The following is a 26,617-nucleotide window of genomic DNA, read 5'->3' as shown; positions in this document are numbered from 1 at the left end:
CTGAATACACACGATAAACGGAAGTCATCATGGCCACCGAATTCATCGAACACGTCTGGATCCCCATGCCGGATGGCACGCGGCTCAGCGCCCGCCTCTTCCTGCCCGAGGGTGCCCGCAGCCACGCGGTCCCGGCGGTTCTGGAATACATCCCCTACCGCAAGCGCGACGGCACCCGTGGCCGCGACGAGGCGATGCACGGATATTTCGCGGAACACGGCTACGCCGCCGTCCGGGTCGACATCCGCGGCACCGGCGAGTCCGAGGGCCACATGGCGGACGAGTATCTTGAGTTGGAGCAGGACGACGCCTGCGAGGTCATCGCATGGATCGCGGCGCAGGACTGGTGCGACGGCAACGTCGGGATGATGGGCAAGAGCTGGTCGGGCTTCAACTCGCTGCAGGTCGCGGCGCGGCGGCCCCCGGCGCTGAAGGCGATCATCACCTGCTATTCCACCGATGACCGCTTCAAGGACGACATTCACTTCATGAATGGCTGCCTGCTGAACGACAACCTCTGGTGGGGCTCGATCATGATGGGCTATCAGGCCCGCCCGCTCGATCCCGAGGTGGTTGGCGAAAGCTGGCGCGAGGACTGGCAGAAACGGCTTGAATCGCTGCCCTTCTTCCCCGCCATGTGGGCCGAGCACCAGAGCTATGATGAGTACTGGAAGCACGGCTCGGTGCAGGAGGACTACTCTTCTATTCAATGCCCGGTGATGGTCGTCGGTGCCTGGGCCGACAGCTACACCAACTCCGTGCCGCGCCTGCTGGAGAATCTCTCGGTTCCGACGCGCGGCATCATCGGCCCGTGGGGCCATGTGTATCCGCAGGACGGCGTGCCCGGACCGGCGATCGGCTTCCTGCAGGAGGCGACACGCTGGTGGGACCAATGGCTGAAGGGTCGCGACACCGGCGTGATGGCAGAGCCGAAGCTGCGCGCCTACATCAACGACCCCATCGCCCCAGAGACCTCGCGCCCGGATCAGCCGGGCCGCTGGGTCGGCTCCGACTGGCCGCTGGCCGAGCCGATGCGCGCGATGCATCTGACGCCGGGCGGCGCGCTCACCGATGCGCCGGAAGAGGGCGGGCTGCTGCCGATCCGTTCGCCGCAGAGCCACGGCATCGCGTCGGGCGAATGGATGGGTGTCGGATGCCCTGGCGAGATGCCTGCCGATCAGCGCATCGAAGACGGCGGGGCGCTGGTCTTCGAAACCGAGGTGCTGGGCGACGACCTGGAAATCCTCGGCGTGCCCGAGCTTGATCTGCACCTCGCCAGCGACAAGCCGGTTGCGCAGGTGGTGGTGCGGCTCGGCGATGTCGCACCCGACGGTCGCGTCACCCGCGTCAGCTATCAGGTGCTGAACCTCACCCACCGCAATGGCCACGAGACCCCCGAGGCGCTGGTGCCGGGGCGCTTCGAGACGGTGAAGGTCAAGCTCTCGACCTGCGGTCACCGCTTTGCCGCCGGCCACAAGCTGCGCATCTCGGTGGGCACCGCTTACTGGCCGATCATCTGGCCCGCCCCCGAGGCCGCCACGCTGACCATCGACACCGAGCACAGCCTGCTCCATCTGCCGCGGCGCGTGGGGGGCGATGCGCACCCGGGCTTCGAGCCCCCGGCGCATGGTCCGGCATGTCCGATCACCATGATCCGGCCAGCCAAGCTCGAGCGCCAGGTCACCACCGACTATCTCACCGGCGAGGTCACCTATGTGACGAACGGCGAGGGCGGGCTCTTTGGCGAGGGCGTGCTGCGCTTCGACGAGATCGGCACGGTGCTCTCGCACAGCTTGCGCCGCGAGCTGACCATCCATCCGGACGACCCTGCCAGCGCACGCTACAAGCTGCATCAGGTCTACGAGATGGGCCGCGAGGGCTGGGAGACGGCCTCGGTGCTGGACAGCGAGATGACCTGTGATGCGGAGAACTTCTACCTTTCGGCGCGGATGACCGTCACGCTGAACGGCGAGGAGGTCTTCGCCAACGACTGGTCGCAAACGATCAAGCGCGCGCTGATCTGAGCTGGACGGGCGCGCCGGAGGTGTTCGGCGCGCCCTTAAGCTGTCCGGGGCAGGGAGCTCAGACCCGGGCCGGGCAGGGAGCGAGGTCAGGAGGGACCCGACGCTGCCCCGCGAGGACGGGTAGCCGGTGCGCGAGCACGGCCGGATCGGCAGCACGTCTCATCCAGCGGCGCGGGGGTCTCAGCCTTGGCTCCGGAAGGCGCAGCATCAGCGCTGTAGCCGGAAATAATGTCTGCCCCGGTCAGGGACCGGGCGCATGGGCAGAAAGGAGTTGGATGTCAGGAAACGAATTGTTTCCAGAATTCAGTGTATTGCGGCAAGATTATGGCATAACTTGGGCGAGCGTTCCTGTCCGGCGGCCACCGCTGGCGGGATTCCCCAGTTCAGGTACCGGTGCCGCCCATGTTCTACCTGTCTTCGCTCCTGCTCGGGGTGCTTCTCTGGAGCCTCGCCGGTGGAACCGCTTCGGCGTCCGGTAGCGAAGACGTTCCGGATGAGGAGGCACCGGACCTTGCCGGCGACCTGGCAGAGGGGCTGCTCCTCGGCACCAAGGGCGATGATGTGCTCCTCGGCACCAACGGCGACGAGACGCTGGACGGCGGTCCGGGTGATGACCTGTTGGTTGGCGGTGGCGGCCATGATCTGATCGTCGACGCGCTCGGCTCGGACACGGCGGAGGGCGGCGCGGGCAGCGATTTCATCGTGATGGCCGACGACATGCCGGGCGCGCCGGACAGCCTTGATGGTGGCGCGGGGATCGACCTGCTGTGGGGCGACGACGGCGACACGCTCACCGGGGGCGGCGGCGCCGATCTTTTCATCGTGCCGGTGGGGCAGGAGGGCACCGAGCCGGTGACCATCACCGATCTCGATTTCACCCGGCTCACCGATCAGGACGTGCCGGACCGCGTGGTCTTCGTAACGCCCGAGGGCGAGATCATCCCGCGCGCGGCCTTTTTCGACGGCACGCTCGCGGCGGGCATCGGCGACATGCCCGACGGCAGCGGTGCGGGCATCTACATGAACGGCGAGGTCGTGGCGGTGATCGAGGGCTACACCGCCGAGGAGCTGTTCTACGAGACCATCTGGATCGGCAACTTCTCCTCGGCGCTCAACGCCACGTTCGAGGGTGACGACCTGCTGGTCGGCACGGTGGAGCGCGACGATTTCTTCGGGGGTCCAGGCGCGGACGTTCTGATCGGCCGGGGCGGCGGTGACTACCTCGACGGTCAGGCCGGGGACGATTTCGTCAGCGGCGTCGATGCGGACGGGGCCGAGACGGTCGGTGACACGCTGGTCGGCAACGCCGGGGACGACATCCTCTTCGGCGACGAGGGCGACCACCTCGCGGGCGGGGCGGGCAACGACTTCTACGACATCGTGGTGCCGCAGGGCGATGACGCCTTCACGCCGCTGACGCTGTACACCTACGAGCTGACCGGCAATGACGGCGGCCCCGAGCTGATCTCGCTGATGCGCGCTGACGGCACCCTGCTCAGCGCCGAGGAGGCCTACGACAACCTGACCGTCGCCGAGGCGGCGGATGGCAGTGGCGCTGCGCTGATCTATGACGGCGTCGTGCTGGCTGTGATCAGGGGGGTGGACGCGGCCGCGCTCGGCGATCCCGCGGGCTGGCTGGGCAATCTCGGCGAGCTGACGCCGGTCGCCTCCGCGCCGCCCGCCTTTGACGGCACCCATATCTCCGTGACTGCGGCCACGGCCACGGGCCAGACGCTCGACGGGGCGTATTTCGGCGGCAATCTCGTATTCAGCGTGAACACCGACGACGGCGTGCCACTGGACAATTTCGGGGTTGCGGCCGATGCGCTCGACATCACCCATCTGCGCTTTCCTGCGGGGCAAGGCGACAGCGGCGATCTCGAAGTGGATGGCGAGGGCTTTCTCGACGTGTTGCAGATGCAGCGCGTGGACGGGGAGTGGCAGCTGCGGCAGGAAGTGACCGACATGCTCGACTGGGCGCGCGAAAACGGCGCGCAGGTTACGCTGGTGCTGCCCACCAAGAACTACACGGTGGCGGAATACGAGGCGCTGTCGGGCGACATCGCGGGCTTTGCCGAGACGGTGATGCGCGACTATTCCGATGTGGTGGAGGCCTTCGAAATCGGAAACGAATATTGGAGCATGGGCGAAACGGCCTATGGCTCCAAGGCCGATGTCGCCGCCGTCGCGCTGGCGCAGGGGATGCAAGACTCGGGCTTTGCAGATGGTGATCAGGCGGCGATCCTTGTGCAGATGGCCTCGCCCTTCGCCGGCTCCGAATACCACGTCTCGATCGATGACCGGCCCTATCTGGAACGGGTGCAGGACGCCAACCGTGCGATCATCGACCAGCTCGGGGCCGGGGCACGGGATGCCATCGACGGGGTGGTCGAGCACTACTACTACGACAAGCAGGTCACCGAGTTCGAGGGCACCAGTGGCGAGATGAACTTCATCAACCGCGACTACGCCGTCTGGGACGAGGAATTCGACAAGGAGCTCGACCTCTACATCACCGAATGGAACGTGCGCACCTCTGACACCACCGAGACCGGGCTGCGGTCGGCCTCGGTGATGGTCGAGATGACCAGCAACATGAACGAGCTTGGTGTCGATGCGGCGCATGTCTGGCCGGTGCAGCACAACACGCCGACCGATCTTGCGGGCAAGCAGACCGAGGACGTGATCACCGACGCCCAAGGGCGCGTGCTCAACACGATCAACGGGGCGACCTTCGACCTGATGAGTTCCAGCCTGCCGGGACTCGAATTGCTCGGCACCCAGCTTTCCATCGAGGACGGCAGCTTCACATTCCACGCCTGGCAGTCCGAGGACAGCACGGTGATCTACGTCGCCTCGCGCGCCACCGAGACCATCGAGCTGGAGCTGGACCTCTCGACGCTGGTGCCGGATTACACTTCTGCCTCGGCGGTGAAGATCGGCGCGGATCTTTCGTCAAACTCGAGCGACGGGGTGCACTACGTGCCGGGCGAGGGCTTCCAGGAGGCCGACAGCCTGCTGGTCAATGGCCAGCGCTACTACATCAACGAGAACGATGTGCGCGCCGAGCTGACCGATCTCGCGGTGACCGGAACGACGGTGCCGATCACCCTCGACCCCTTCGAGGTGATCGAGATCACCTTCGTCACCTCGGATGTCGCGGTGATACCGCCGGAGAGCGGCGGCGCGCAGATCGCCGGCAGCGCCGGGCCGGATACGCTCGAGGGCGGGGACGGCGACGATACGCTCGAGGGGCTGGGCGGCGACGACCGGCTGGTCGGCGGCAAGGGGGATGACCACGCCTATGGTGGCGAAGGTGACGACCGCCTGCTTGGCTGGGGCGGGAACGACTACCTGAAGGGCAACGAGGGCAATGACCTGATCTCGGGCAACCAGGGCAACGACACTCTGGTCGGCAGCGAGGGCGATGACACGCTCACCGGCAACGAGGACGATGACGAGCTGAACGGCATGATCGGCAACGACAGCCTGTCGGGCGGTCCCGGGGCCGACACGCTTACCGGCTGGTCCGGGCGCGACATCTTCGTGCTGGAAGAGGGCGATCTGACCGGCGGCGACGTGATCACCGACTTCACCCCGGGCGAGGACGTGATCGAGGTCGATCTGCCGGGGATCGATGGGCTGGCGGACGTCAGCTTCAGCGCCAGCGAGGCGGGCATCCTCGTCACCTTCGGCGCGCAGGGCAGCCTGCTGCTGCAGGGCGACCTGCGCATTGCCGATGTGAACGCGGCGCGGAACTTCAGCTTCGTCTGAGAGTGTGACGCGCCTGTCCCCGCGGGGACAGGCGCCCGTTCAGAATGTCGCGCGGATGCGGAAGCCGACCTGCGTGTAGTCGTCGTAGCTCTCGAAGCTCGGCTTCACCCACATCACGTTGCCGCCGATCCGCCAGTTTTCGGTCAGCGCCGCCTCGTAGAAGGCCTCGACCGCCGACTCATCCTCCAGGTTCACCCCATAGGCCCCCAGCGCCTCACCGAGCTTGTCGGACCAGTTGTACTTGCTCCAGGCAAGGCCCCAGCGGTCGCTCTCGCGACCGTAGAGCGGCGAGTTGCCCCCGACGCCAAGCAGGAACATCTCGTCCAGCGGGTTGGGGTTGCCGTCGCCGAAGCCGACCTGACCAAACACGCCCCAGCCGACCATCGGGTTCTGCGGGTCGTTCCACAGGTACTGCTGGAAGCTCACACCGGTATAGTTCAGCCCGTCCTTGGTTCCAGCGAAGGATTGGTCGTCCGGAGACAGCAGCAGCGACTCGTAGTCGGTGCCCTTCTTCGTCGAATGCGCGATGTTGAGGCTGTAGAAGCCGGGCCTGCCGTTGATCTGCGTGGTGTAGGTCGCGGTGCCGTTGTAGACAACGCCGTCTTCGAAGAGGTCGTCCCAGAAGTCCTCGCCCTGTGCGTTGTTGGCGTCGTAGATCATCAGCGTGTAGATCATCGGAGCGTAGTTCACCGTCAGGATGCCGCCGAAGATATAGGGCGGCAGCACGAAGTTGCTGGGCGCGCCGATCCCGAGATACTGGAAACCGCCCTGTCCCTGGCCGCCGAGAAGCGGGGTCGCCTCGGCGAGATCGATCACGTTGAACTTGCCGAAGCTCACGCTCGTGGTGTTGCTGAGCTGCTGCGTGAGCGTCAGCGACAGGGTCGTCTGGTTGTCCGAGGTGATCGCCGGGAGCGTTGCGAAGGTGTTGGTGGGCCAGACCAGCCCGCCCTCGCCAAGCCCGACAAAATCGTCGCCGTCGTTGTATTCGAGATGCCCGCTGATCGAGCCGCCGGTCCAGATCTCGCCGTAGGACATCTTGATGTCGGCGCGCCAGCTGTATCGCGTATCATCATCGGCATCGCCGGCAACCGGCGCGTCCGCGAAGGTGGTAAAGCCGAAACTGAACTGTGGACCCTCCTGCGCGCGGACGGCGGCGGGCAGGCTGGCAGAGGTCAGCAGGACGGCAAGCAGCGTGGGGCGGGTCAAAAAGCGCGCAAGCATGGCAAATTCCTCGTATCGGAGGTGGCTGTTCCTTGGAAAATCCAGGCCCCGGACACGTGCTGCGCCATGGACTGATGCGCGGCCCCGAAGCGGTACACACTCAAACGCATTCTCGAAAACATCTGATTTCGCGGCGAGAAACGCTGCCGGGAAACCTGTGGAAAAGAGTTCCACAAGCAGGCGACAAAAGCAATTCTCGATCTACCCAAGCGTGAGAAGTGCCGGTGACTGTGGCGCTGCCGCCCCTCCGGGCGGCGGCCTGCCGCTGCTAGGAAGACCGGTCGGGCAGCGGCAGCGGGGTCTCCGGCAGCGCGGCATCCCCGAGCGCGGCGCGGCGTGCGGCCTCGCCGGCGGGCAGCTGTGCCAACTCGGCCAGAGACAGCGGGCGGACGGGAGTGCGAAAGCGCAGGTGCCCCAGGTCGGCGGGGTCGCGCCCGGATTCATCGGCCATGATCTCGGTCACGCTGGCGGCGCACATCCGGCCCTGGCAGGGCCCCATGCCGCAGCGCAGGTAGGTCTTGATCTGGTTCGGTCCCGGCGCGCCGAGGCGGGCCGCATCGCGGATCGCGCTGGCCGGGACTTCCTCGCAGCGGCAGGCAATCGTCTCGCCCTGCGGCGCGAGCAGCGATGGTGGCGGGGCGAACCAACGATCGATGAAGGCGCGGCCCCTGTCGGCCCTGTGCCACTGCCGCTGCGCCTCGGCCGCGGCCAAAGGATCGACCTCCCGCCCGAGCTGCGCCAGCGCCGCCTGCGCGGCGCGCCGGCCCGAGGGCAGGGCGCGTTCGGCGCCGCCGATGCCGGCGCCGTCGCCGGCGATGAACAGGCCCGGGAGGTCGGTCGCGCCTGCTGCGTCGGTCTCGGGCTCGAAGCAGCGCAGCACCGCGTTCCAGCGGGTCGGAACGCCCGCCGCGACCGCGAGGTTCAGCGATGGCACGACGCCGGCGTGCAGCAGCACCAGATCGGCGGGGATCTCGTGCCAGCTGCCGGCGCGCCGGTAGCGCAGGGCCTCGGCGCGGCTTTCTCCGGTGATCTCCAGCGCTTCGGCCCCGGTGATCACGGGGATCCGGCGGCGCACGCGGGCGATCAGGCCCGCGCCCTTGAGGAAGGCCGGTGTGCGCAGGAAGTCCGGCAGATGCGGCAGGGCCGCACGGCGCCGCGGCGACGGTGTTTCGACCAATGCGGCGGGGGTGACCCCGGCGCGCAGCAGCTGGTCGGCCAGCAGGTAGAGCAGCGGGCCGACGCCCGCCAGCACGCAACGCCCCTCGGGCAGCAGCCCGCCGCTCTTCAGCGCGATCTGCGCGGCACCCGCCCCCATCACGCCGGGCAGGGTCCATCCAGGGACCGGCAGCGGGCGTTCCTGCGCGCCGGTTGCCAGGATCACCGCGCGGGTCTCGATCATCCCCGCCGCGCCGCTTTCGCTCACCCCGACGTGGATCGGGCCGGTCCCGTCGGGCATGACGCCCCAGACCGAGACACCGGAAGCATGATGCGCGCCGCAAGCCGCGAAGTCCGACACCAGCGCTGCGCCCGCCGCGTACTCCTTGCCGAGCAGTGCCTTGCGCGCTTCGGGGGCCGTACCCACAGCGCGCCAGATCTGGCCGCCCGCCGCGGGGGTCTCGTCGAGGAGCATGACCTCGGCGCCCGCGGCCCGGGCCTCGATCGCGGCGGCCATGCCGGCGGGGCCCGCGCCGATGATCACCAGCTCCGCTGTGTCGGGAAGTTGCGCGCTCATGTCTCGGCCTCGGGAAGAAGGCTCGGCGCGCCGGATTGCCGGGTGATGCGCATGCCCGGTTCGACGGTGACAAGGCAGGCCTGACGGTTGGCCACGCCGTCGATGGTCATGAGGCATTCGAAACAAGTGCCCATCAGGCAGTAAGGCGCTCGTGGTGCGCCGCTCACCACGCTGTCTCGGAAGCGCGTGACACCCCCGGCCAGCAAGGCGCCGGCGACACTGTCGCCCCGGCGTGCGGAGATCGGCTGGCCGTCGAGCAGGATCTCGACCGCCTCGCCGGGGGGAATGGGATCACGCCGGAACATGGAACCTCTCGGAGGAAAAGGCCGCCGGGCCGATTTGCGCCGCGCCCTCGGCGATCTGCGGGGCGATGCGCCGCGCATGCAGGGCCGCGAGGGTCACGCCACTGTGGCAGAGCACGACGTAGGCGCCGGGGCAGCTGCGGGACTGACCGTAGATCGGAATGCCGTCACGCGGCTTGACGCGGAAACCGGTCCAGCTGCGCACCATGTTGAGCCGGGCGAGCGGGGGATAGACGCGGATCGCCCGGGCTGCCAGCAGGGCGGCGATCTCGGGGTTGCCGGCCAGCGCGTCGGTGTCGCCCTCGTCGCTGTCGCCGATCATCACGCTGCCCTCGTCGGTCTGGCGAATGATGGCGCTGAGAAACGGCAGGCGGCCCGAGACGCGCTCGGTCACCACGATCTGCCCGCGGCTGCGCTTCAGCGGCGCGGCAAGGCCGACCATCGGGGCGAGGCGCTCGGTTTCGGTGCCGGCGGCCAGCACGACGCGGGGCGTGGTGATCTGGCCCCAGTCGCCGCGCAGGCGAAAACCGGCGGAACTGGGCTCGATCTGGGTGACGGCGTGATGCGCGCGGTAGGTGACACCCGCGGCGGCCCCAGCTCGGTGCAGGGCATGAAACAGGCGCAACGCGTTGAGGTGGCCGTCCGCGGAGCCGTGGACCGCGCCCGCCACGTCGGGGCCGATTCCGGGGATCTCGCGCACGAGTTCTGCACGTGACACCATGCGCCAGGGTGCGCCCTCGCCGTCGGTTTCCTCTGTGATGTGGGTCATCTCGGCGATGATCCCGTCGAGCTCCCCGATGGACAGGCCGAAGCTGTAGCCGCCGGGTTGGTCGAGCGAGAGCGACACGCCCGAGCGCGCTTCGAGATCTCGCGCGAAGCCGGGCCAGATCCGCGCGGCTTCGAAGGACCAGCGCGCGTAGTCGGGGGTGCCGAGCCCCTTGCCCGAGACCCAGACCAGCCCGAAGTTGGCTCGCGACGCGCGGCGCGACAGGTCCTCGCCATCGAGAACCAGCACGCGGAGCCCGGTTTCCGCAAGCCCGAGCGCCACCGCGCTGCCGACGAGGCCGCCGCCGATCACCGTGATGTCATGTTGGTCCATGGGCATTCCTGTCGGCAGGGGCCGAACGTCCGAGGCTCTGATCTACGGACCGATTTGTCCGATGCTGGGCGGTCTTGTCCAGCCCCGCGCCGCGGCAGGGATGCTGCGCGCGGGTCTCAGCGGTTCCAGCGCACCAGCGACAGCTCATCCTGCGCCTCGGCCTCGCGCTTGGCCCGCGCCTCGCGCTCTTCGGCGAGGCGCTTGAGGCGGAGAATCTCGTAAGTCTTCTGCTCGGCCAGCGCGGCCCGAAGCTTTTCCTCCGAGCGGGCCAGCTCGGGCGCCAGCTTGGCGGCGTCGTTGGTGATGCGGTCGACCTCGGCGCGGATCGAGCGGATGAAACGGCCGAGATAGGGCGCGCCCTCGAGCCCGTCGATGCGAGACTCGCCGGAAAGGCGGTCGAGCAGGGCGGTCTTGTCACCTTCAAGCTTGTCCATGCGCGCCCGGAGGGCACCAGTTTCGGCGGCCTGTCTCTCGGTCTCGAGCGATTTCAGGCGCTCCATGACCTCGAGCGCGCGGAGCCGGCGGCGGCTGGCCTCAGTGGCCATTGGCCGGAGCCTCGGGGGCGCTGGTCTGTGGCGTCTGCTGCGTCTGGGGCAAGGGGCGCTCGCCACCGAGCTTTATGCGCATGTTGGCGAGGATATCTTCTGGAAAGCCGTTCCCCGAGGGCGGCACCGCATGGAACTCGCCGGGCCGCGCCGCCGAGATATAGCCGAGGGTCGCGAGATCCTCCTCGGGGGTCGGCGCGCTCGCGGCCGAGGCCATGCCGGTGAGCAGCAGCAGCGGGAGCGTGCCGAGCCGGGTCATGCCGCGGGCAGTTCCTTCTGCGCGGCCTCGACCTCGTAGAAGTCGGGCTGCATCCGTGTGGGGATGTTGCCGCGGCCGATCTCGACGCAGATGCTCGGCGGATGGTCCGACACCATGGCGACGAAGATGTCTCGGATGATGTGGTAGAAGGCCGCGTCCTCTTCCTCGATCTGGCTCAGGCGGCCCGAGATCGGCTGCACCATGCAATAGGCCAGGAACACGCCGAGGAAGGTGCCGACAAGCGCGCCGCCGATCATCCCGCCGAGGATCTCGGGCGGCTGGTCGATCGAGGACATGGTCTTGATCACGCCCAGAACCGCCGCGACGATACCGATCGCCGGAAGCCCGTCCGCCATGGTCTGGATCGCATGGGCCGAGGCCATGGCCTCGTGGTGGTGCTTCTTGATCTTGCGGTTGATGACGTCCTCGGTCTGGTACTTGTCGTCGAACTGCATGGACAGCATGCGGAAGCTGTCGCGGATCAGGTCGATGGCGAAGTGGTCCGCAGCAATCCGAGGGTAGCGTGCGAAGATATCGCTCTCTTTCGGCGATTCGACGTGGCTGTCGAGCGCGAGGATGCCGCGGGACTTGTAGATGCGCGAGAGCTCGAACATCAGGTTGAGCAGGTCCGCATAGTCCTTGGACTTCCAGCGCGGTCCCTTGATCACCTTCACCACGCCCTTGCCGGAGCTCTTGATCACCGAGAAGCTGTTGGCGATGACGAAGGCCCCGATGGCCGCTCCGCCGATCATCATGCCCTCGAAGGGAAGGGCGTGGAGAACGATGTCCATCTTGCCGCCGGACAGGATGAACCCTCCGAAGACGAGGCCGAAGACAAGGGCGAGTCCGAGGATCAGCGTCATGGATAGATTTCTCTGCTTGGATCTTGAGGCCGGGATACGCCGGTTTTCAAGGTAAGCATAAGTAAATTTGACTTTCGTTCAAGTATAAACAAGAATAGATAGGTGAAGTCGAAGAACTGTTCGGGGCAGCTGATCATGAATGCCGAAAAACTCGCTTATTTCTTCGAGGCCGGAGAGCTTCAGACGGTGTTTGCCGACTGGCCGGAGGAAGTGGCGCTCGCGCTGTGCCTCGACGAGGGCGGCACTTGCGAGATGCTGCTGCATCACGTGGACGAAGGGCGTGCTGTCCTGCGCAAGGTGGCCGCCGTGCTCGATTGCGCCAAGGGAGACTTTGCCGTGGTGCCCCCGATCGAGGGTTATCCGACCCGGCGGGTGCTGTTCTCGGACGAGCAAAAGCTGCTGAAGCTGGTGGCGGGTGAAGATGATCTTGCCGAGATGGCCGAGGACTACCTGATCAACTACCGCTTCGAGCTGGAACGCAAGTCGCGCCCGGCTCCGCGTCCCGCCGCAGCGGCGGTCTCGGCGAAGGTGAGCGCCGCGCTGCGGGCGCCGGAGCCCTTCCGCTGGCGGCCCCGGCTTCACCTGTCGGAGCTCGCGCCGAAGGGCCCGACACGCCGCAAGGCAAAGGGGCGCGCCATGCCCGAGGGCTATGCCTCGGCCGAGACCCTGTCGGGCAGTGAGTGCCTGTTTGTCGAGGCAGAAGTCAGCATCGGGCATCGCGGCGTGCGGGTGACGCTGAGCCCGGATCTGGTCACCATCCAGACCCGCGCGGTGCTGGCCGACGAGGTGGGATTCCGGGATGACTTCTCGCGCTTCGTGCTGCCGCGCAAGGCGGTGCAGGGCTGGGTGCCCGGCGCGCCGCTGGTCATCGACATTCCCGAGGCGCGTTTCCCGGCGGGGCTGCGCCAGCGCTTTGCAGCTTCGCCGCGCGCGGCAGAGGTGACGGTCACCGATCACGGCGTCTTCGTGGCGCCGGGGGCCGTTCTGGTGGCAGCTGGTCCCGTGGTCCCGGAGGTCACGCCGCAGCCCGAAGTGCTGGCCAAGCCGCGCCGGTCGCGCCGCCTGTTCTCGCCGGTGCGCGTGGCGCTGGCGGTGCTCACCGGGGCCGGGCTGATGACCGGCACGATGATGCGCGCGGTCGAGATGCCGGCGAGCTTCGATGTGCCGGTGCTGGAGCTGGCCTTTGACGCGACGCCGGAGGCGGGGCGTTGAAATGCGCGGTGATCACGCCGGTCGGACCGGGACACGCTGAGCTATTCGCACAGGTCGGCGGGCCGTCGGTCGAGCAGGCCCGGGCCTACGACACGGGGCCGTTCAGCGAGATCCTCCACTACGTGATGGACGACACCGTGGGGCGCCACGGGCGCTCCGCGCGGCGCAACGAGGCCTTGCAGCGGGCGCTGGACGAGGGGGTCGACTGGGTCTTCTTCCTCGATGCCGACGACAAGATCACGCCCAACGCCTTTGAGGCCTTCGGACGGGTGATCGCGGCCGAGCCGGAATTGGATGCGGTCTGGGGGCTCATCTGTACGCTCGACCGTGGCGGTGAGCCGGAACTCCGCGAAGGGCAGGCCGCAACGATCGACTCGCGCGAGGAATTTCTGTCTGTCGCGCCGTTCAACGGTGTACAGATCGGCGGTTTTTACCGCACGCAGGTCGTCGCGCGCATCGGCTTCGATGTCGGCATGAACACGGGCGAGGACTACAAGCTCTACTGTCAGCTCTGGAACACGGCGCGCTGCGCCAAGCGCCCCGAGATATTCTTCCTCAATCAGCGCGGACTGCATTCGACGGGCCCACGCTCGGCGACGGGACAGGATTGGAATGTCAGCGTCTCTGGCCAGTGGGTCGAGCAACTGTCTGATGCGCGGGTCTTCGTCGAGGTCGGGGGTGACAGTGTGGCGGAGCCGGCCCGGATGCGCTTGACGAACCCGGCGGATCCGAGCCAGGCGGCGCACCTTCGAGGAGAATTCTTCGAACAGGAAGCGCTGGGGAAGCTGAAAGCGCTTCTCGGCACGACTGCGCCCAGCATTGTCGACGTCGGACCGGGCGGCGGAAATCACCTGGTGTGGTGCGCCCGGAACCTCCAACCGAAGCGGCTCATCGCTGTCGAAACCGACCAGGCTACATCTGACCTCCTTGGCGAGAATCTCACGGTGAACGGTCTTGCGGAGACAGTCCAGTGCCGGAGCCTTGTCGCGCAGGCCGCAGTCCCCGCGCTCGAGACCGCGGTCTTCGGCACCGGGCTTTTCGCCGGTCCGGCCCGCTCTGGCGAAGGGGGGCGCGGCTCACTGGACTCCGTGCTGGGGGATGCGCCGGTGGATGCCCTCAGGATTGATACAGTCGGGACGGAGATCGAAACGCTCGAAGGGGCGGCGTCCGTGATTGCCCGCGCCCGGCCCGTCCTTTGGGTCAAGGTGACCCCCGCCAACGCGATGCGCTTCCTGCAGGGGTGGTGCCGCGGGGCGAACTACCGTGTGATCGACAGCGTGTTCGGCGCTGGGGTCACCGACTATTTTGCTGTGCCGAAGGAGGCCCCATGAACGTCCACGCCCTCACGCGCAAGGAAAAGCGGGCCCTCTCTGCCAAGGGTGCGAAGCTCTACGGGATCGGCGGCGATGCGGCGGTGGCTCTGTTCCAAGCCTACCAGTGCCTGAAGGCGGGCAACCTCGCCGAGGCCTGCCAGCACGTGCTGCCGCTCACGAAGTCGGCGCCCGAGAATCCGCATGCCTGGATCGTGCTCGGCCTCGCGGCGCTGAACCGGCGCGAGGGGCAGACGGCCAAGGCGTTCTTCGGCAAGGCGGCGGAAAACGCGCCCGGTTCCGTCGAGGTGATCACCGGCCTCGCCAAGGCGCATTTCCTCTGCGCCGAGCCGGCCGAGGCAGTGGCCAAGATGGAAGAGGCGTTCAAGGCGGGCAATACCGAAGTCGAGCTGATGTTGCTCTACCTGTCGCTGATGGACCTCTACGAGAAGGTCCCGGCGGCGGCCAAGTTCCTCGAGCCGTTCGTGAGCAAGGTCAAGAACGTCGAACTCAACCGCCAGTTCGGCCTGAAGCTGGCGGAATACGAGGACCACAAGACCGCCGCGGTCTGGCTCGAACGCGCCTTCGCACAAGGGCCTGACACCGAGCTGGGCAAGCTCTGCGGCGCGAATGCCTGCTTCCAGCGAGGCGAGATGGCGGAAGCAGAGGCCCGGGCCCGCGAGCTTCTGGCAGGGGATTTGCAGGACCGCGACGACGCGATGATGACGCTGATCGGTGCGCTGCGGTTCCAATCGAAACACGACGAGGTGATCTCGCTGGTCGAAAGCCACGACTTCGACAATCCGACGCACTTCGGCCGGGCGCGTGCCTTCGCTGCCAACGCCTATCACGATCTGGGCAAGTTGACCGAGGCCCGCCACGCCTATCTCGAGGCGATGCATGCCGCCGGAGAGGCGCGCGCGATCGGTCGGGCTTACGGCGCATTCTGTTTCGGTCACGGCGACTATGCCGAAGGTGTGCCGAACTATCTCCAGCGGTTGCCGGAGAAATTCCGGAGCATGGTGCCCCTCGAGAGCTCGGAGCCGGAGAACCTGCGGCGTCAGAGCCGTATCTTCATCATGAGCGAACAGGGGGTCGGCGATCAGTTGGCGCTGCTTCCTCTGGTGCGGCTTCTGCCCGAGGTCGCGGATCGGGAGGTGGTCTTCATGGCGGACCCGCGTGAGGCGGACCTGCTGCAGGACAACACGCTGGGGCTTTCGGCCATTTCGAAAAGCGAGCTGGCCACGCTTGGCTACTCCGTATCGAAGGAGCAGATCGTGGCGCTCGGCGACCTCGTGCGCTTCCTGCCGGATCACCCGCCGGACGCGCGCCATGGCGGCTATCTTGCGCCAAAGGCCGGGGCCGTCGCGGAGATCCGCGCGCGCTATGAGGGTCTTGCCGCCGGACGGCCGATCTTTGGCATGGCCTGGGCGGCGCGGGCGCTGATCGGCACGCTGCGCTCGGTCGAGCTTTCGGAGATGGTTCGCATCCTGCCGCCTGAGGCCTTCGTGGTGAGCCTGCAATACGGCGATACGGATGCGGAGATCGCCGCGGCGCGTCAGGCGCGGCCCGACGTGGTGTTCCACTGCGATCCGCATGTCGACCAGATGGCGGACCTCGCGGCCTTCGCCGCGCAATGCGCCGCGCTGGATCGGATCGTGACCATCGACAACACCACGGCCCACATGTGCGGGGCGCTCGGACACCCTGACACACATATGCTGGTGCCCGCGGGCGCGGAATGCATGTGGTACTGGGGCGGTGAGGGTACGCGGGATCCCTGGTACGGGGCCCTGCACCTGCACCGGCAGGCCGCGGTCGGCGACTGGCGCGCGGCGCTGGACTCGGTTCGCGAGGTCGTCGCGGGTTAGAGCGGAGCGTCGCCTTCGAGAACGTAGCCCTGTGCCCGGATGGTGCGGACGCGAAGCGTGCTGCCGTATTGCTCTGCCAGTTTCTTGCGGATCCGCGCGATGTGCACGTCAAACCGACGGTCGCCGTAGCTCCATTCGCCGCCGGTGACCTCGGCGGCGAGCTCGGCGCGGCTGACAATCTGTCCGCGCCGGGCGTTCAGGCAGGCAAGGATATGTTCCTCGAGCGGGGTGAGTCCGAGTTGCACCAGCCGCGCGGCGCGCTGGCCGGCAAGCGTCGCCCGCTGCAGACGCACCGAAAGCCGCGCGCGCATTTCCGAAGGATCGTGATCGGCGCGCAGGGCGTCGTCGGCCCCGGCGGCGAAGATCTCGGCGGCGCCGCGCGGCCGGTTGCCGTGGTCCACCGCGAGAATGACCGCATCCGGCGCGTGACGCCGGACGCCGACGATGAGTCCCAGCATGTCGTCGTCTCGCGGTAGATGCGCGGAGAGCCCGACGATCATCGCGGTCAACGGCACACCCGGTACCATCAGGTCGCGCGCTTCGGCGGGCCGGGCGCGGCGCAGCACCCGCCGCAAGCCGCTGCGTTCGAGGAGTTCGGACCAGGCGTTGCGCTGCGCGGTGTCGCGCTCGACGACCACGGCAAAGGAGGCGCGTTGGCTCATTGCGGAGATCTCCGACAAGATTTGGACAATTTATCTCCCATGACTTGACGTAAATTTTTTATGTTCAACATGGGTTAACCTTCAAATCCTATTTGCAAGTTCAGGAGAAGGACAAGAACACCAAGAAGAGACATGGGAATGGGTAAAGAGTTGCGTGGGTTTCTGTCGAGGTTTCTGGGGCGCATGCGCGGGCCGGAAGCTGCGGCGGTCCCGGAGTCATATTCGATGCTGACCTGTCGCGAAACAGGCATGCAGAAACCCCTTCTGCGCAGGCATCTGCGAGAGGTTCTGGGCATGACGCCCGAGGAGTATCGCAAGAAGTGGCGGCTGCCGGAGGACTCGCCGCTGGTTTCGCAATCCTATCTCGACCGGCGAGAAGCCGCTCGAAACATGGAGTGGGAAGGTTAGATTGCCCATAGGGCAAGAATCTATGTAGAGTAAAAGTGCAATCCCCGTCGACGAGCGCGCCTGTTCAAGAAAGTCAGGACAAGGACAGGCAAGAACGGACAGAAGTGCGTTTGGTCTCGACGATGCGAAAGCAGAATGACGATCGGCAGGATGAGAATATGAACGGACATGACGAATCGCAGGATATGGTGGCCCGGATCGTGGCGGCCTACGCGTCCAGGCCGGACGTGACCCCGGATGAAATCGTGAATCTGTATCGCCGCCTTACCGGCGAAGTCCACGACGCTCCGGCGACCTCGGCGAGCACCGCGGCCCCGATGGCCGCTGGCGGGCTACACCCGGCGCTGCCGGTGGCGCAATCGGTGACGGAGGACAAGGTCTACTGCCTTTGCTGTGGCCGTGGCTTCAAGATGCTCAAGCGTCACCTCGGCGCCGAGCACGGGATGACCGAGGCGCAGTACCGCGCGGCCTTCAACCTTTCCGAAGACTTCCCGCTGGTGGCTCCGAGCTACTCGCGCAAGAAAGCAGCCCACGCCAAGGAAGCGGGGCTCGGCAAATACGACCGCACGGTGATGGCGGGGCAGGAGTAAAAGGGCAAAATGGCAGGCAGGAACGAGCAGGCGGTCATCATCAAGAAGATCGAGGAGACCGCCGGTCACGGGCATCACGGCGGCGGGTGGAAGGTCGCCTACGCCGACTTCATGACCGCGATGATGGCCTTCTTCCTGCTGCTGTGGATTCTCGCGGCCTCCGACGAGGAAAAACTGCGCGGGCTTGCCGATTACTTTACCCCCTCCCTCTCCGAAGCCGGCGGGCGTGGCGACGGCCTGCTCGATGGCATGGTGCTTGGCCAGGACGGCGTCATGAGCGGCACCGACGGCCCGCAGAGCCCGGTTCAGCTCCCGAGCTTTGGACAGGAGAACCCGTTGGCCGTCTTCGACAGCCGCCTGCGTGACCCGGACTCTCGCATCGTAGTCGAGTTCGACACCCGGCCCGCGGGCGAGCAGGACAGTCAGACGATCAATACCGGTGAGAACGGTATCGCCGACGGCGTCGCCGCTGCGCAGGCGGCGGCCGAGGCTGAAGCAGCGGCGGAACAGGCCGAACGTGCCGAACAGGAATGGCAGGAGGCGCAGGAGCGGCTCGAGGAGTCGATCACCGAGCAGGTGGCCGAGGACCCCGAACTGCAGGCTATGCAGGAAAACCTGCTTTTCGAGCGCACCGCCGACGGACTCGAGATCCAGATCGTCGACAAGAACAGCACTTCCATGTTTGCCACCGGCAGTGCGCGGATCGAGGAACGCACACGTGAGCTGCTGCGTATCGTGGCGGAAGCGATCGTCGACATGCCGAACGATATCACCATCTCGGGGCACACGGACTCGGTGCCCTATTCCCGGGCGGGGACCTATTCCAACTGGGAACTCTCGGCGGATCGCGCCAACGCGACTCGTCGTGTGCTGGTCGACACCGGGGTCAGCCCGGCCCGGATCACGCGGATTTCGGGGCTCGCGGATACGGCGCCTCTCGATCCCGAGCATCCGTCTGCCCCGGAGAACCGCCGCATCAGCGTCACATTGCAGTATGCCCCGGCGACTCAGCCCTGAGGCTGATCCTCTCGTACTCGGGAAAGCGGCTGCAAATTTCACCATATCTAGTGTCTTGTTTGCCGCATGATCCTGCATATCCACACCAAATTTCTCTAATGTAAAGAAATCTCAGGGGGTGTGGACGGCGCCGCGCGTTTCGATTGCCTGCGTTTGCGCAAATGAAAAACCCAGAAAACACAGGGCTTTGCTTAGGCGACTCGGTCGTCTGTATCTGGGTATTTCAAACGTCAAGACCCCTACATGTAGGATGTTGTTTAACATTTGGTGGGTTTGCGAAGAATTGCTCAAAACATACTGTGAACCCGGGGAAAGACTCACTTGGGGCATGGGTAAACAGATGCGTAGCGGGGACGTACTTAAGTTAATCTGGCGGGACGGCGTAGCGCTGCCGGAAATGGTGTTCGGTCTGCGGTTCCACGCCGCGCTGACGGCGATCCTGCCGGTTCGATCTGAAGTCCTCATGGCCCGCGGCGATTGCGAACGCCCGTTGGTCATGGCGGATGATCTGGAACTCGCGCCGGCGCTGCCGCTCGGCGACGTTCTGGTCGAGGAGCTGCCGCTCGATCTGCCCTATGGCACGATGGTCGTGATGCTGCCCGACAGGCAGATGCCGTTCTCGCAGGTGCTGGGCGAAACCGTCGGCGAGGCGCTGCTGCTGGCGCAGAGCCTGAGCGGCATTCCGATGGAGCACGAGACCGACGCTCTCTACATCATGGCTCATGCCGCGATGCGCCGCGCGGCGACGCTCGGTCTCGAGGGTCATGAGGTCGAGCCCCAGGGTTTCTGCCGCGGCCTTGGCCGAACCCTTTCGCGGCACTGGCTGGCGGAGCGTCGCCCGCTGCTGCCCGACCCCATGCTCTTCCAGCGGTCCGACTTCCTCTGGCAGCGCCAGCTGGCGGTCTACCTCTCGGAACTCGACCCGGGGTTCACGTCGCCCGATCCGCTGCTCGTGCCCGAGGACTTGCTGCGCGTGGCGGACACGCCGCTGCGCCTCGCCGACTGGGCTGGCCGGACTGAGACGATGCTGCGTGCCGTGATGGGCGCGCCGGAACGCGAAGACGTGCCTCTCAAGACCAGCCTCGCGGCCCGGTTTAATCTTCAGTAAAGCATTATATTCTTCCGACGATTGAAGAATTGTGGTTACTTATTCTTGCAGGCAAGAATGAGTTGGGCGTTTCTTCATGATGTCCATGACGTACCAGGCAGCGATGCGCGAGCCGTTTCTTGACGTAGAGCAGGAACGCAGCGCCATCTGCAGCTGGCAGGACAGCGGGGACCGGAAGGCCCTCGAATTGCTGCTGCGGTCGCACGCGCGGCAGGCGTGGTCGCAGGCGGCGCGGTTCACCGATAATCCGGTGCACCTCGAAGATCTGGCCGCCGAGGGCATTCTCGGCCTGATCAAGGCGGCCGATTGTTTCGATCGCAAGCAGGAAGTGCGCTTTTCGACCTATGCGGCCTGGTGGGTGATGAACGGTATCTCGAGCGCTCTGGCGCGGATCAAGGCGGTGATCGACATCCCGGCACGGACCTATCTCGATGCGCAGACCGGCAAGCTGTCCGAGGAAGAGCGCGCCCGTATCCGTATGGCGACCCACGGCATGATCGCCCTCGATGGCAGCGATGACGAGGACGAGGGGCGACCGCGCGATATCCTGATCTCTGGCGAGTTGGGTCCGGAAGAGCTTGTCGCGCTGGAAAGCGATCGGGCGATGCTGACCCGGCTGCTGGCCGAAGCGCTGGAGCCGATGACTCCGGAAGAGGCGGAGGTGATCCGGCGGCGGCGTCTGCGGGCTGATCCCGAGCCCTTCGGGAGCATCGCGCGGGACCTCGGCGTGTCGCAGGACCGCCTGCGCCAGGTGGAAAAACGGGCCATGCTGCGCTTGCGGCGCAACCTCATCGACAAGGGCTTTTCGCGGGCGGTGCTGTCATGATCAATTTCCTCACCACGCTCGGCGGGGCCACGACGGCCACGGGCACGGCAGCAGAGACTCCGGCCGAGGGCGAAACGCCCTTTGCCGGTCTTTTGGCGTTGCTCGCCGGTGGCGAAGGGGTCGAAGCGGAGGGCGACGGCGAGGAGCCTTCGGGGCTTGCCGACCTGCTCGCCGGGGCAGAGGCCGCACTGGCCGATCCCGACCTGTCTGAGGAGGAGATAGCGGCCATTCTCGGCCCCGTCATCGCGCAGATTGGCGCCATGCTAGCCGCAGAGCCCGAGTTGCTGGAGAAGGCCGACGCACTGGTTGCGGCGCTGACCGAGACGCTCGGGGTCGAAGATGCGGGGGCGGAACCGTCCTGGCGCGATCTGTCGGAAGGTCTCGCCGACCTTCAGGCGCTGCTTGGCGGTGCCGAAGAGGTCGACGGCGACGGAGTGGAACTGGTCTCTTTGCTGCGGCGCGTGATCGAGGCGGCAGACGTGGTCGCGCGCCCCTATGCGCCGGTGGTCACGCCAATGGTCGCGCCGGTGACCGCGAGCGCGGAGCAGATCCTGAAGGCGCCGCTGCGCGAAGCTTCGCCGGAAACGGGCAGCGCGGATGTGGAGATTGAGGACGCGCCTGTGCGGGAGGGGCAACGGGTCCTCGGCGGAGAGGCGGAGACCGGCGCGGATTTCTCGGGGCAAGGAGAGAACGAGGGCGCGGAGCCCGCCGTCCCGGCAACCCGGGTTGAAGCGCGTCCGTCGGTCGGCTTTACGCCCGTGACCTCCGCCGCCTTGCCGCAGGCTGGCGACGCGCCGTCGCAGCCGCCGAATCCGCAGCCGCAGGCGACACCTCTCGGGCCGGTATCGACGACGCCGATGGTGGCCAGCACGGTCGCCGCCTCGCAGGTGGCCAGTACCACGCCGCAGATCGCCGTCCAGGGGCAGGAAATCCTCGGCCAGATCCGCGCCAGCACCAGCGCCGAAGGCAAGATCAATGTCGAGCTCAAACCCGAGGGGCTGGGCAAGGTCGAGATCTCGCTGACGCCGGATGAGGCCGGCAGGTTGCAGGTGGTCGTGCGGGCCGATCAGGCGGCAGTCCTGTCGGCCCTGCGCGCCGATCGCGACGGGCTGGCTGCGATGCTGCGGGATGCGGGGCATGCAGTCGAGGACAGCGCGCTCAGCTTCTCCGACCTCGGGACGCAGGGTGGCAACCAGGGGGACCAGGGCGATCGCGATGGCGGTCAGACCGGGGGCTTCGGCGCCTACGGCATCGCGCGGGACCGAGCCGCGGAGGTCGCCGGCGATATGCAATCACGCCAGCTGCCGGTAGGCAGCGTGGACATCAGAATTTGACAGGGGCAGTGAACCATGGCCATTGATCCGTTCGGGACCAGCAGCGTCAGCACGACGACGAGCTCGGCCAGCAGCTCCATGAGCCAGCTGTCCGAGGACTACGAGAGCTTCATCACGTTGCTGACGGCGCAGATCCAGAACCAGAACCCGCTGGAGCCGATGGACAGCACCACCTTCATCTCGCAGCTGGCGCAGCTGAGCCAGGTGGAGCAATCGGTGGCGACGAACTCCAACCTCGAAGGCATCTCCGACCAGCTGGCCTCGATGGGGGCGATTACCGGCCTGTCGCTGATCGGTCGCTCGGTGGTTACCGCGACCGACGAGGTGACCCTCGCCGAGGATGGCGCTTCCGCCGAGATGTCCTATGTGCTCGCCGCCGAGGCCGCCAGTGCGACGCTGACCGTCACTTCCGAGGATGGCACGGTGCTGCGCACCTACACCGGGCTCGATACAAGCGCGGGTTCGCGCCACAAGGTGACCTGGGACGGGCTCGACTACGAGGGGCTGCCGCTGCCCGCGGGCAGCTACACCATGACGCTCAAGGCCGTGGATGCCGAGGGCAACACGATTGCCTCGCAGACCTATGCGCCGCTCAAGGTCGACAGCATGACATATGAAAACGGCCTCGCCACGCTCCACCTGGAGAATGGCGAGACCGTGCTTGCGGGCCTCATCGAGGAAATCATCTAAGCAGCTCAGCTGCGCGGGACGTCGGCTTTCACCAGCGACATGAAGAGGACTTCGGAGACATCGTCGCCGAAGTCTTTTTTCAGGTCCTCGGACAGTTCGCGCGAGAGGGTGCCCGTGTCGATGTTCACACCCTTCAGCGTCTGCCCGTCGGCGGCGCGGTGCATCGAGGTCAGAATCGCGTCGCGCAGGCGCGAGGCGTTCTCGGGGATGTTGAAGTTGACCGCGGTGTTGATGTCCCGCATGGCAACGCCGACTTCCGAGACCACGTAAGTGATGCTTTCGGGGCGGTAGACCGGGACCGAGATCTTGCCCAGCGACACGATGCTCGAGTCGTTTGCACGGTCATTGGTCAGCACGCCCTCGGTGGAGCCGGGCTTGTGAGCGATCTCGGTCTCGGGCGATGCCGAAGTCTGTGCCTGTTCGAGATGCTGCGGCTGCCCGTCTCCGCGTTCACCCTCGGGTGTCGCAGTGTGTTCGGGGCCATGTGTGGCCAGATCTTCGAGGATCTTTTCGGCCTCGGAAGGCCCGGCTTCTGCCGCCTGCTCTTCCACATGTTGCGCAGCGGGGGGCAGAATGTGCCCGGCGCCATAGCCCACTGCCCCGAAAATCAGGGGCAGTGCGGCCAGAGCGATGTATGATTTCTTCATAACGTATCCCGCGGTTTCTTTTCCGTCAGGATCTCTAATGCCTTGTGATTCGGGCGAATGTTTCTTCAAATCTAGGCGTTATTCGGCTCAATAAGGCAAAATAACGTCCATGACATCTTCGCCGTAGCCGCGCGTCTGCTGGCGGCTGACCGACCCGCGCCCGCCGTAGGAAATGCGCGCCTCGGCGATCTTGTCGTAGGGGATGGCGTTGGTGCGGTCGATGTCCTGCGGCCGGATGATCCCGGTGACACGCAGCTCGCGCAGCTCCTCGTTGACCTTGACCTCCTGCCGGCCGGCGACGACGAAGTTGCCGTTCGGCAGCTCCTGCACGACGAGTGCCGCCATGCGCAAAGAGATGCTCTCTTCGCGGTCGATGGAGCCCGAGCCTGAGGCGCCGGTCTGCGAGGTGATGTCGACGATGTTGTCCCCCGTCGGCAGGTCCTCTGGCCCGACGCCGGGCAGGATCTTGTCGATCTGGGTGCCGTAGCCAAAGAAGCTGGGGAACCCGAGGCTCGAGTTGCCGCTGCGGCTGCGGTCGGATTCGTTGCTGAGCGATGCCTCGTCCTCGATCTCGACGAGGATGGTCAGGATGTCGCCGATCTGCGTCGCGCGCTGGTCGCCGAAGAAGCCCGACGAACCGCGCTCCCAGAGCGACGCCCCCTCGGCCCGGTAGGGGATGCGGTCCGGCTTGGGCGGAGGCATCGGGATGTTGACGCTGCGGGCCTCGGCGAGGGTCTGCGGGTCAAGCCCGACTCGGCTCACCTCGGGGTCGCGGTCGAAGACCGGCGTGCTGCAGCCTGCGAGCAACGCGAGGGCGGAGACGGCCATCAGGCCTTGGCGGAGCGGGGTCATCGGATCACCTCCACGAGTCCTTCCGCGCGCGCGACGGCGACGAGCGGGGTATTGCTGACGAGATTGACGATGCGGATTTCCTGCCCTCGGTGGGCATCGGTAAGCGCGCGGCCCGGGGCGGTCACCACCAGACGGCCATCGTCGTAGAGAATGTTCACCTTGTCGCCGCGGCCGACGACCAGCGGCTCCATCACCGATTGGGTCATCACCGGGCGGCCCTGCGACAGCATGCGGCGGACCTGCATGCCGTCAAGCTTCTCGGCGTCGAGCACGGTGAAGGCACCGACCCGGCTGAGCGGCATGTCGACAAGCTTGATGTCGGCGGTGCCGATCACTTCGCCGGGCATAAGCCGGCGGGTGGGCACCGGGAGGCTGCGGGTCGCGATGATGAAGCCCTGCAGCCTGTGGGTTACGCCCTCCGCGGTGACCGCATTGGCAAGGAACTGGCCGCTGTCGCGGTCCATCCAGAAGGCCGAGATTGTCTCGGCGTCCTTGATCTGCGCGCCCTTGAAGCGCACGCGCAGATCCGCCTCGGCGGGCAACGCTTCCGCCCAGCTCATCCGGGCCTGTTCCTCGATGAGCACGTCCGGGGTTTCCGCCGGTGCCGCGAGCGGCGCCAGCATCAGCAGCGAGAGAAGGGCAGCGAGGCGGTGCATGGGGTCAGCGGATCTGGTTGGCGGCGGACATCATCTGGTCGGCGGTCTCGATCGCCTTCGAGTTCATCTCGTAGGCGCGCTGCGCCTGGATGAGGTCGGTGATCTGCCGGATGATGTCGACGTTGGAGCTCTCGAGATAGCCCTGGCGCAGGATGCCGACGCCCTCGTCGCCGGGAACCGCCGGGATCGGGTCGCCGGAGGCCACGGTCGCCTGCAGCAGGTTGTTGCCCATCGGGCGCATGCCGGCGTCATTGACGAAGGTGGTCAGCGTCAGCTGGCCGACTTCGACCGGGGTGGTGTCGTTGCCCACATAGGCGCTGACGATGCCGGTTTCGCTGATCGAGACGGACACGGTGTCGTCCGGCAAGACAATGCCGGGGTCGATCTCGAAACCCTGTTCGTTGACGATCTGGCCCTCGGCCGACAGGCGGAACGAGCCGTCGCGGGTGAAGGCCTGGGTGCCGTCGGGCATGTTGACGGTGAAATAGCCGCGGCCGTCGATGGCCATGTCGAGCTGGTTCTCGGTCTGCGCCAGCCCGCCCTGGGTGTTGAGCCGCACGGTGCCCGCGGTGCGCACGCCGAGGCCGATATCGAGGCCGGTGGGGCGCGTGTTGCCCTCTTCGGCGGTCACCGCGCCCTCGCGGGTGATGTTCTCGTAGATGAGGTCGGTGAAGCTCGCCCGCGAGGCCTTGAAGCCCGTGGTGTTGGCGTTGGCGATGTTGTTGGAGATGACGTCGACGTTGGTCTGCTGCGCCATCATGCCGGTAGCGGCGATTCCGAGTGCCTTCATGGTCGTCCCTTCCTCAGCTGTTCCGGATCCGGTTCAGCATTTCCTTTTTCAGCTCGTCATCGGATTGCACGAGGTTCAGCGATTGCTGGTAGGCCTGCTGGATTTCCATCAGGCGGGTGACCTCGGTGACGGCCTGCACGTTGCTCATCTCGACGGCGCCCTGGATGATCTGGGTGCCGGACTCATCGGGCGCCAGCTGGGCATTTCCTTCCTGCGGCACAAACATGCCGCCGCCGGAACGTCCGAGGCTCTGGCGGTCGGGCAGGGTGAAGATGCCGATCTGGCCAAGTACCGCACCTTCGGCATCGGTGATTACCCCGTCGGTGGAGATGCTGGCGGTGGAAGCCTGCTCCGGCGGCAGCACCATGGGTGCGCCGCCCGCATCGAGCACCTGTGCGCCGCTGGAGGTGATCACCCGGCCCTCGACATCGAGCACGAAGCCGCCGTCGCGTCCGAAGGCGGTGCGCCCGTCGGCGGTCTGATAGGCGAGCCAGCCGTCACCGCTCACCGCGATGTCGAGCGCATTGCCCGTGGGCATGATCGCGCCCGAGCTGTTGTCGACGTAGGAGCCCCGGTCGAGAACGTAGTTCGTGCCTTCGCCAGCGAGGGCGGCGTCGTCCTTTTGAAGATAGGTCTCGAACAGGACGCGCTCGGCCTTGTAGCCGGTGGAGTTGGCATTGGCGATATTGTTCGACGTCACATCGATCTGACGCTCAAGGGCGGTCAGTCGGGAAAGCGCGACGTATATCGAATTATCCATGCAAACGGTCCATTAATATTTGCTCGATCATTCTTTTCTTGATGATGATGCGGGTTTTGCTAAGA

25 protein-coding genes are annotated in these 26,617 nt (G+C 66.4%); 12 read left to right on the top strand and 13 right to left on the bottom strand.

Annotation, left to right across the window (positions count from 1 at the left end; genetic code table 11):
- The first annotated feature begins 29 nt into the window (after nt 1–29).
- Nucleotides 30–2,024, top strand: coding sequence for a CocE/NonD family hydrolase (locus BM397_RS12560; RefSeq protein ID WP_092424466.1), 1,995 nt, complete (start codon nt 30–32; stop codon nt 2,022–2,024).
- A 402-nt stretch (nt 2,025–2,426) separates the two neighbouring features.
- Complete coding sequence (locus tag BM397_RS12555) at nt 2,427–5,798, top strand: calcium-binding protein (RefSeq protein WP_092424464.1); 3,372 nt, start codon at nt 2,427–2,429, stop codon at nt 5,796–5,798.
- A 39-nt stretch (nt 5,799–5,837) separates the two neighbouring features.
- On the opposite strand, the gene BM397_RS12550 is transcribed toward BM397_RS12555, so the two are convergent.
- From BM397_RS12550 to motA, 7 genes are all read right to left on the bottom strand, one after another.
- Nucleotides 5,838–7,019 carry a carbohydrate porin gene (locus BM397_RS12550; protein WP_092424462.1) on the bottom strand — a complete coding sequence of 394 codons (1,182 nt, stop codon included), beginning with the start codon at nt 7,017–7,019 and terminating at the stop codon, nt 5,838–5,840.
- Nucleotides 7,020–7,287: 268 nt separating this feature from the next.
- Nucleotides 7,288–8,751, bottom strand: coding sequence for a (2Fe-2S)-binding protein (locus BM397_RS12545; protein WP_092424460.1), 1,464 nt, complete (start codon nt 8,749–8,751; stop codon nt 7,288–7,290).
- Nucleotides 8,748–9,056, bottom strand: coding sequence for a (2Fe-2S)-binding protein (locus BM397_RS12540; RefSeq protein WP_092424459.1), 309 nt, complete (start codon nt 9,054–9,056; stop codon nt 8,748–8,750). The genes BM397_RS12545 and BM397_RS12540 overlap by 4 nt, the downstream gene beginning before the upstream one ends.
- The gene (locus tag BM397_RS12535) at nt 9,043–10,152 is read right to left on the bottom strand and encodes an NAD(P)/FAD-dependent oxidoreductase (RefSeq protein ID WP_218124877.1); all 1,110 of its coding nucleotides are present in this window, start codon (nt 10,150–10,152) and stop codon (nt 9,043–9,045) included. Before BM397_RS12535 ends, BM397_RS12540 begins: the two co-directional genes overlap by 14 nt.
- Nucleotides 10,153–10,268: 116 nt before the next feature.
- Complete coding sequence (locus BM397_RS12530) at nt 10,269–10,697, bottom strand: flagellar FliJ family protein (protein ID WP_092424457.1); 429 nt, start codon at nt 10,695–10,697, stop codon at nt 10,269–10,271.
- On the bottom strand, nt 10,687–10,956 hold the full coding sequence (locus BM397_RS12525) for a hypothetical protein (protein ID WP_092424456.1): 270 nt from the start codon (nt 10,954–10,956) through the stop codon (nt 10,687–10,689). Before BM397_RS12525 ends, BM397_RS12530 begins: the two co-directional genes overlap by 11 nt.
- On the bottom strand, nt 10,953–11,819 hold the full coding sequence (motA, locus tag BM397_RS12520) for a flagellar motor stator protein MotA (protein WP_092424455.1): 867 nt from the start codon (nt 11,817–11,819) through the stop codon (nt 10,953–10,955). The genes BM397_RS12525 and motA overlap by 4 nt, the downstream gene beginning before the upstream one ends.
- Nucleotides 11,820–11,921: 102 nt before the next feature.
- Here motA and BM397_RS12515 point away from each other — a divergent pair, with 102 nt between their 5' ends.
- The 3 genes from BM397_RS12515 to BM397_RS12505 are packed head-to-tail and all read left to right on the top strand — an operon-like array spanning nt 11,922 to nt 16,212.
- Complete coding sequence (locus BM397_RS12515; protein WP_092424454.1) at nt 11,922–13,031, top strand: hypothetical protein; 1,110 nt, start codon at nt 11,922–11,924, stop codon at nt 13,029–13,031.
- 8 nt (nt 13,032–13,039) lie between these two features.
- Entirely contained in the window at nt 13,040–14,362 is a 1,323-nt protein-coding gene (locus BM397_RS12510) for a bifunctional glycosyltransferase/class I SAM-dependent methyltransferase (RefSeq protein ID WP_143015374.1), read from the top strand.
- Nucleotides 14,359–16,212 (top strand): tetratricopeptide repeat protein, encoded by a 1,854-nt coding sequence (locus tag BM397_RS12505; protein ID WP_092424452.1) that lies wholly within the window; start codon nt 14,359–14,361, stop codon nt 16,210–16,212. The genes BM397_RS12510 and BM397_RS12505 overlap by 4 nt, the downstream gene beginning before the upstream one ends.
- Here the strand turns inward: BM397_RS12505 and BM397_RS12500 are convergent.
- A complete protein-coding gene (locus BM397_RS12500) occupies nt 16,209–16,874 on the bottom strand; it encodes a response regulator transcription factor (protein ID WP_092424451.1) in 666 nt (221 codons plus the stop codon). The genes BM397_RS12505 and BM397_RS12500 overlap by 4 nt on opposite strands.
- Nucleotides 16,875–17,012: 138 nt before the next feature.
- Between BM397_RS12500 and BM397_RS12495 the strand changes: the two genes are divergently transcribed.
- The 7 genes from BM397_RS12495 to BM397_RS12465 all read left to right on the top strand — a co-directional run bounded on the left by BM397_RS12495 (nt 17,013) and on the right by BM397_RS12465 (nt 22,847).
- Nucleotides 17,013–17,282 (top strand): MucR family transcriptional regulator, encoded by a 270-nt coding sequence (locus BM397_RS12495; RefSeq protein WP_218124876.1) that lies wholly within the window; start codon nt 17,013–17,015, stop codon nt 17,280–17,282.
- Between the two features lie 158 nt (nt 17,283–17,440).
- Entirely contained in the window at nt 17,441–17,872 is a 432-nt protein-coding gene (locus BM397_RS12490) for a Ros/MucR family transcriptional regulator (protein WP_092424449.1), read from the top strand.
- A 9-nt stretch (nt 17,873–17,881) separates the two neighbouring features.
- Nucleotides 17,882–18,889, top strand: coding sequence for a flagellar motor protein MotB (locus BM397_RS12485; protein ID WP_092424447.1), 1,008 nt, complete (start codon nt 17,882–17,884; stop codon nt 18,887–18,889).
- Between the two features lie 397 nt (nt 18,890–19,286).
- A complete protein-coding gene (locus BM397_RS12480) occupies nt 19,287–19,997 on the top strand; it encodes a hypothetical protein (RefSeq protein ID WP_092424445.1) in 711 nt (236 codons plus the stop codon).
- Between the two features lie 76 nt (nt 19,998–20,073).
- The gene (locus tag BM397_RS12475; RefSeq protein WP_092424440.1) at nt 20,074–20,823 is read left to right on the top strand and encodes a sigma-70 family RNA polymerase sigma factor; all 750 of its coding nucleotides are present in this window, start codon (nt 20,074–20,076) and stop codon (nt 20,821–20,823) included.
- On the top strand, nt 20,820–22,157 hold the full coding sequence (locus tag BM397_RS12470) for a flagellar hook-length control protein FliK (RefSeq protein WP_092424438.1): 1,338 nt from the start codon (nt 20,820–20,822) through the stop codon (nt 22,155–22,157). Before BM397_RS12475 ends, BM397_RS12470 begins: the two co-directional genes overlap by 4 nt.
- A gap of 15 nt (nt 22,158–22,172) precedes the next feature.
- The gene (locus BM397_RS12465; RefSeq protein WP_092424436.1) at nt 22,173–22,847 is read left to right on the top strand and encodes a flagellar hook assembly protein FlgD; all 675 of its coding nucleotides are present in this window, start codon (nt 22,173–22,175) and stop codon (nt 22,845–22,847) included.
- A gap of 5 nt (nt 22,848–22,852) precedes the next feature.
- Here the strand turns inward: BM397_RS12465 and BM397_RS12460 are convergent, their stop codons facing one another.
- From BM397_RS12460 to BM397_RS12440, 5 genes are all read right to left on the bottom strand, one after another.
- Nucleotides 22,853–23,494, bottom strand: a complete 642-nt coding sequence (locus BM397_RS12460; RefSeq protein WP_092424434.1) for a hypothetical protein — start codon at nt 23,492–23,494, stop codon at nt 22,853–22,855.
- Nucleotides 23,495–23,581: 87 nt separating this feature from the next.
- Complete coding sequence (gene flgH / locus BM397_RS12455; protein WP_092424432.1) at nt 23,582–24,346, bottom strand: flagellar basal body L-ring protein FlgH; 765 nt, start codon at nt 24,344–24,346, stop codon at nt 23,582–23,584.
- Nucleotides 24,343–25,002, bottom strand: a complete 660-nt coding sequence (gene flgA / locus BM397_RS12450; protein ID WP_092424430.1) for a flagellar basal body P-ring formation chaperone FlgA — start codon at nt 25,000–25,002, stop codon at nt 24,343–24,345. Before flgA ends, flgH begins: the two co-directional genes overlap by 4 nt.
- A 4-nt stretch (nt 25,003–25,006) precedes the next feature.
- Complete coding sequence (flgG, locus tag BM397_RS12445) at nt 25,007–25,792, bottom strand: flagellar basal-body rod protein FlgG (RefSeq protein WP_092424428.1); 786 nt, start codon at nt 25,790–25,792, stop codon at nt 25,007–25,009.
- A 13-nt stretch (nt 25,793–25,805) separates the two neighbouring features.
- Nucleotides 25,806–26,552 (bottom strand): flagellar hook basal-body protein, encoded by a 747-nt coding sequence (locus BM397_RS12440; RefSeq protein WP_092424426.1) that lies wholly within the window; start codon nt 26,550–26,552, stop codon nt 25,806–25,808.
- Between the last annotated feature and the right edge of the window lie 65 nt (nt 26,553–26,617).

The sequence above is a fragment of the Alloyangia pacifica genome, assembly GCF_900116195.1.
GTDB lineage: Bacteria > Pseudomonadota > Alphaproteobacteria > Rhodobacterales > Rhodobacteraceae > Salipiger > Salipiger pacificus.
This window is presented reverse-complemented; position numbering and strand designations above follow the sequence as displayed.

Excerpts from the sequence above, each read along its gene's own strand:
- BM397_RS12560 (WP_092424466.1), top strand. The coding sequence starts at position 30 with ATGGCCACCGAATTCATCGAACACGTCTGGATCCCCATGCCGGATGGC.
- BM397_RS12555 (WP_092424464.1), top strand. The coding sequence starts at position 2,427 with ATGTTCTACCTGTCTTCGCTCCTGCTCGGGGTGCTTCTCTGGAGCCTC.
- BM397_RS12550 (WP_092424462.1), bottom strand. The coding sequence starts at position 7,019 with ATGCTTGCGCGCTTTTTGACCCGCCCCACGCTGCTTGCCGTCCTGCTG.
- BM397_RS12545 (WP_092424460.1), bottom strand. The coding sequence starts at position 8,751 with ATGAGCGCGCAACTTCCCGACACAGCGGAGCTGGTGATCATCGGCGCG.
- BM397_RS12540 (WP_092424459.1), bottom strand. The coding sequence starts at position 9,056 with ATGTTCCGGCGTGATCCCATTCCCCCCGGCGAGGCGGTCGAGATCCTG.
- BM397_RS12535 (WP_218124877.1), bottom strand. The coding sequence starts at position 10,152 with ATGGACCAACATGACATCACGGTGATCGGCGGCGGCCTCGTCGGCAGC.
- BM397_RS12530 (WP_092424457.1), bottom strand. The coding sequence starts at position 10,697 with ATGGCCACTGAGGCCAGCCGCCGCCGGCTCCGCGCGCTCGAGGTCATG.
- BM397_RS12525 (WP_092424456.1), bottom strand. The coding sequence starts at position 10,956 with ATGACCCGGCTCGGCACGCTCCCGCTGCTGCTGCTCACCGGCATGGCC.
- motA (WP_092424455.1), bottom strand. The coding sequence starts at position 11,819 with ATGACGCTGATCCTCGGACTCGCCCTTGTCTTCGGCCTCGTCTTCGGA.
- BM397_RS12505 (WP_092424452.1), top strand. The coding sequence starts at position 14,359 with ATGAACGTCCACGCCCTCACGCGCAAGGAAAAGCGGGCCCTCTCTGCC.
- BM397_RS12500 (WP_092424451.1), bottom strand. The coding sequence starts at position 16,874 with ATGAGCCAACGCGCCTCCTTTGCCGTGGTCGTCGAGCGCGACACCGCG.
- BM397_RS12495 (WP_218124876.1), top strand. The coding sequence starts at position 17,013 with ATGGGTAAAGAGTTGCGTGGGTTTCTGTCGAGGTTTCTGGGGCGCATG.
- BM397_RS12490 (WP_092424449.1), top strand. The coding sequence starts at position 17,441 with ATGAACGGACATGACGAATCGCAGGATATGGTGGCCCGGATCGTGGCG.
- BM397_RS12485 (WP_092424447.1), top strand. The coding sequence starts at position 17,882 with ATGGCAGGCAGGAACGAGCAGGCGGTCATCATCAAGAAGATCGAGGAG.
- BM397_RS12480 (WP_092424445.1), top strand. The coding sequence starts at position 19,287 with ATGGTGTTCGGTCTGCGGTTCCACGCCGCGCTGACGGCGATCCTGCCG.
- BM397_RS12475 (WP_092424440.1), top strand. The coding sequence starts at position 20,074 with ATGATGTCCATGACGTACCAGGCAGCGATGCGCGAGCCGTTTCTTGAC.
- BM397_RS12470 (WP_092424438.1), top strand. The coding sequence starts at position 20,820 with ATGATCAATTTCCTCACCACGCTCGGCGGGGCCACGACGGCCACGGGC.
- BM397_RS12465 (WP_092424436.1), top strand. The coding sequence starts at position 22,173 with ATGGCCATTGATCCGTTCGGGACCAGCAGCGTCAGCACGACGACGAGC.
- BM397_RS12460 (WP_092424434.1), bottom strand. The coding sequence starts at position 23,494 with ATGAAGAAATCATACATCGCTCTGGCCGCACTGCCCCTGATTTTCGGG.
- flgH (WP_092424432.1), bottom strand. The coding sequence starts at position 24,346 with ATGACCCCGCTCCGCCAAGGCCTGATGGCCGTCTCCGCCCTCGCGTTG.
- flgA (WP_092424430.1), bottom strand. The coding sequence starts at position 25,002 with ATGCACCGCCTCGCTGCCCTTCTCTCGCTGCTGATGCTGGCGCCGCTC.
- flgG (WP_092424428.1), bottom strand. The coding sequence starts at position 25,792 with ATGAAGGCACTCGGAATCGCCGCTACCGGCATGATGGCGCAGCAGACC.
- BM397_RS12440 (WP_092424426.1), bottom strand. The coding sequence starts at position 26,552 with ATGGATAATTCGATATACGTCGCGCTTTCCCGACTGACCGCCCTTGAG.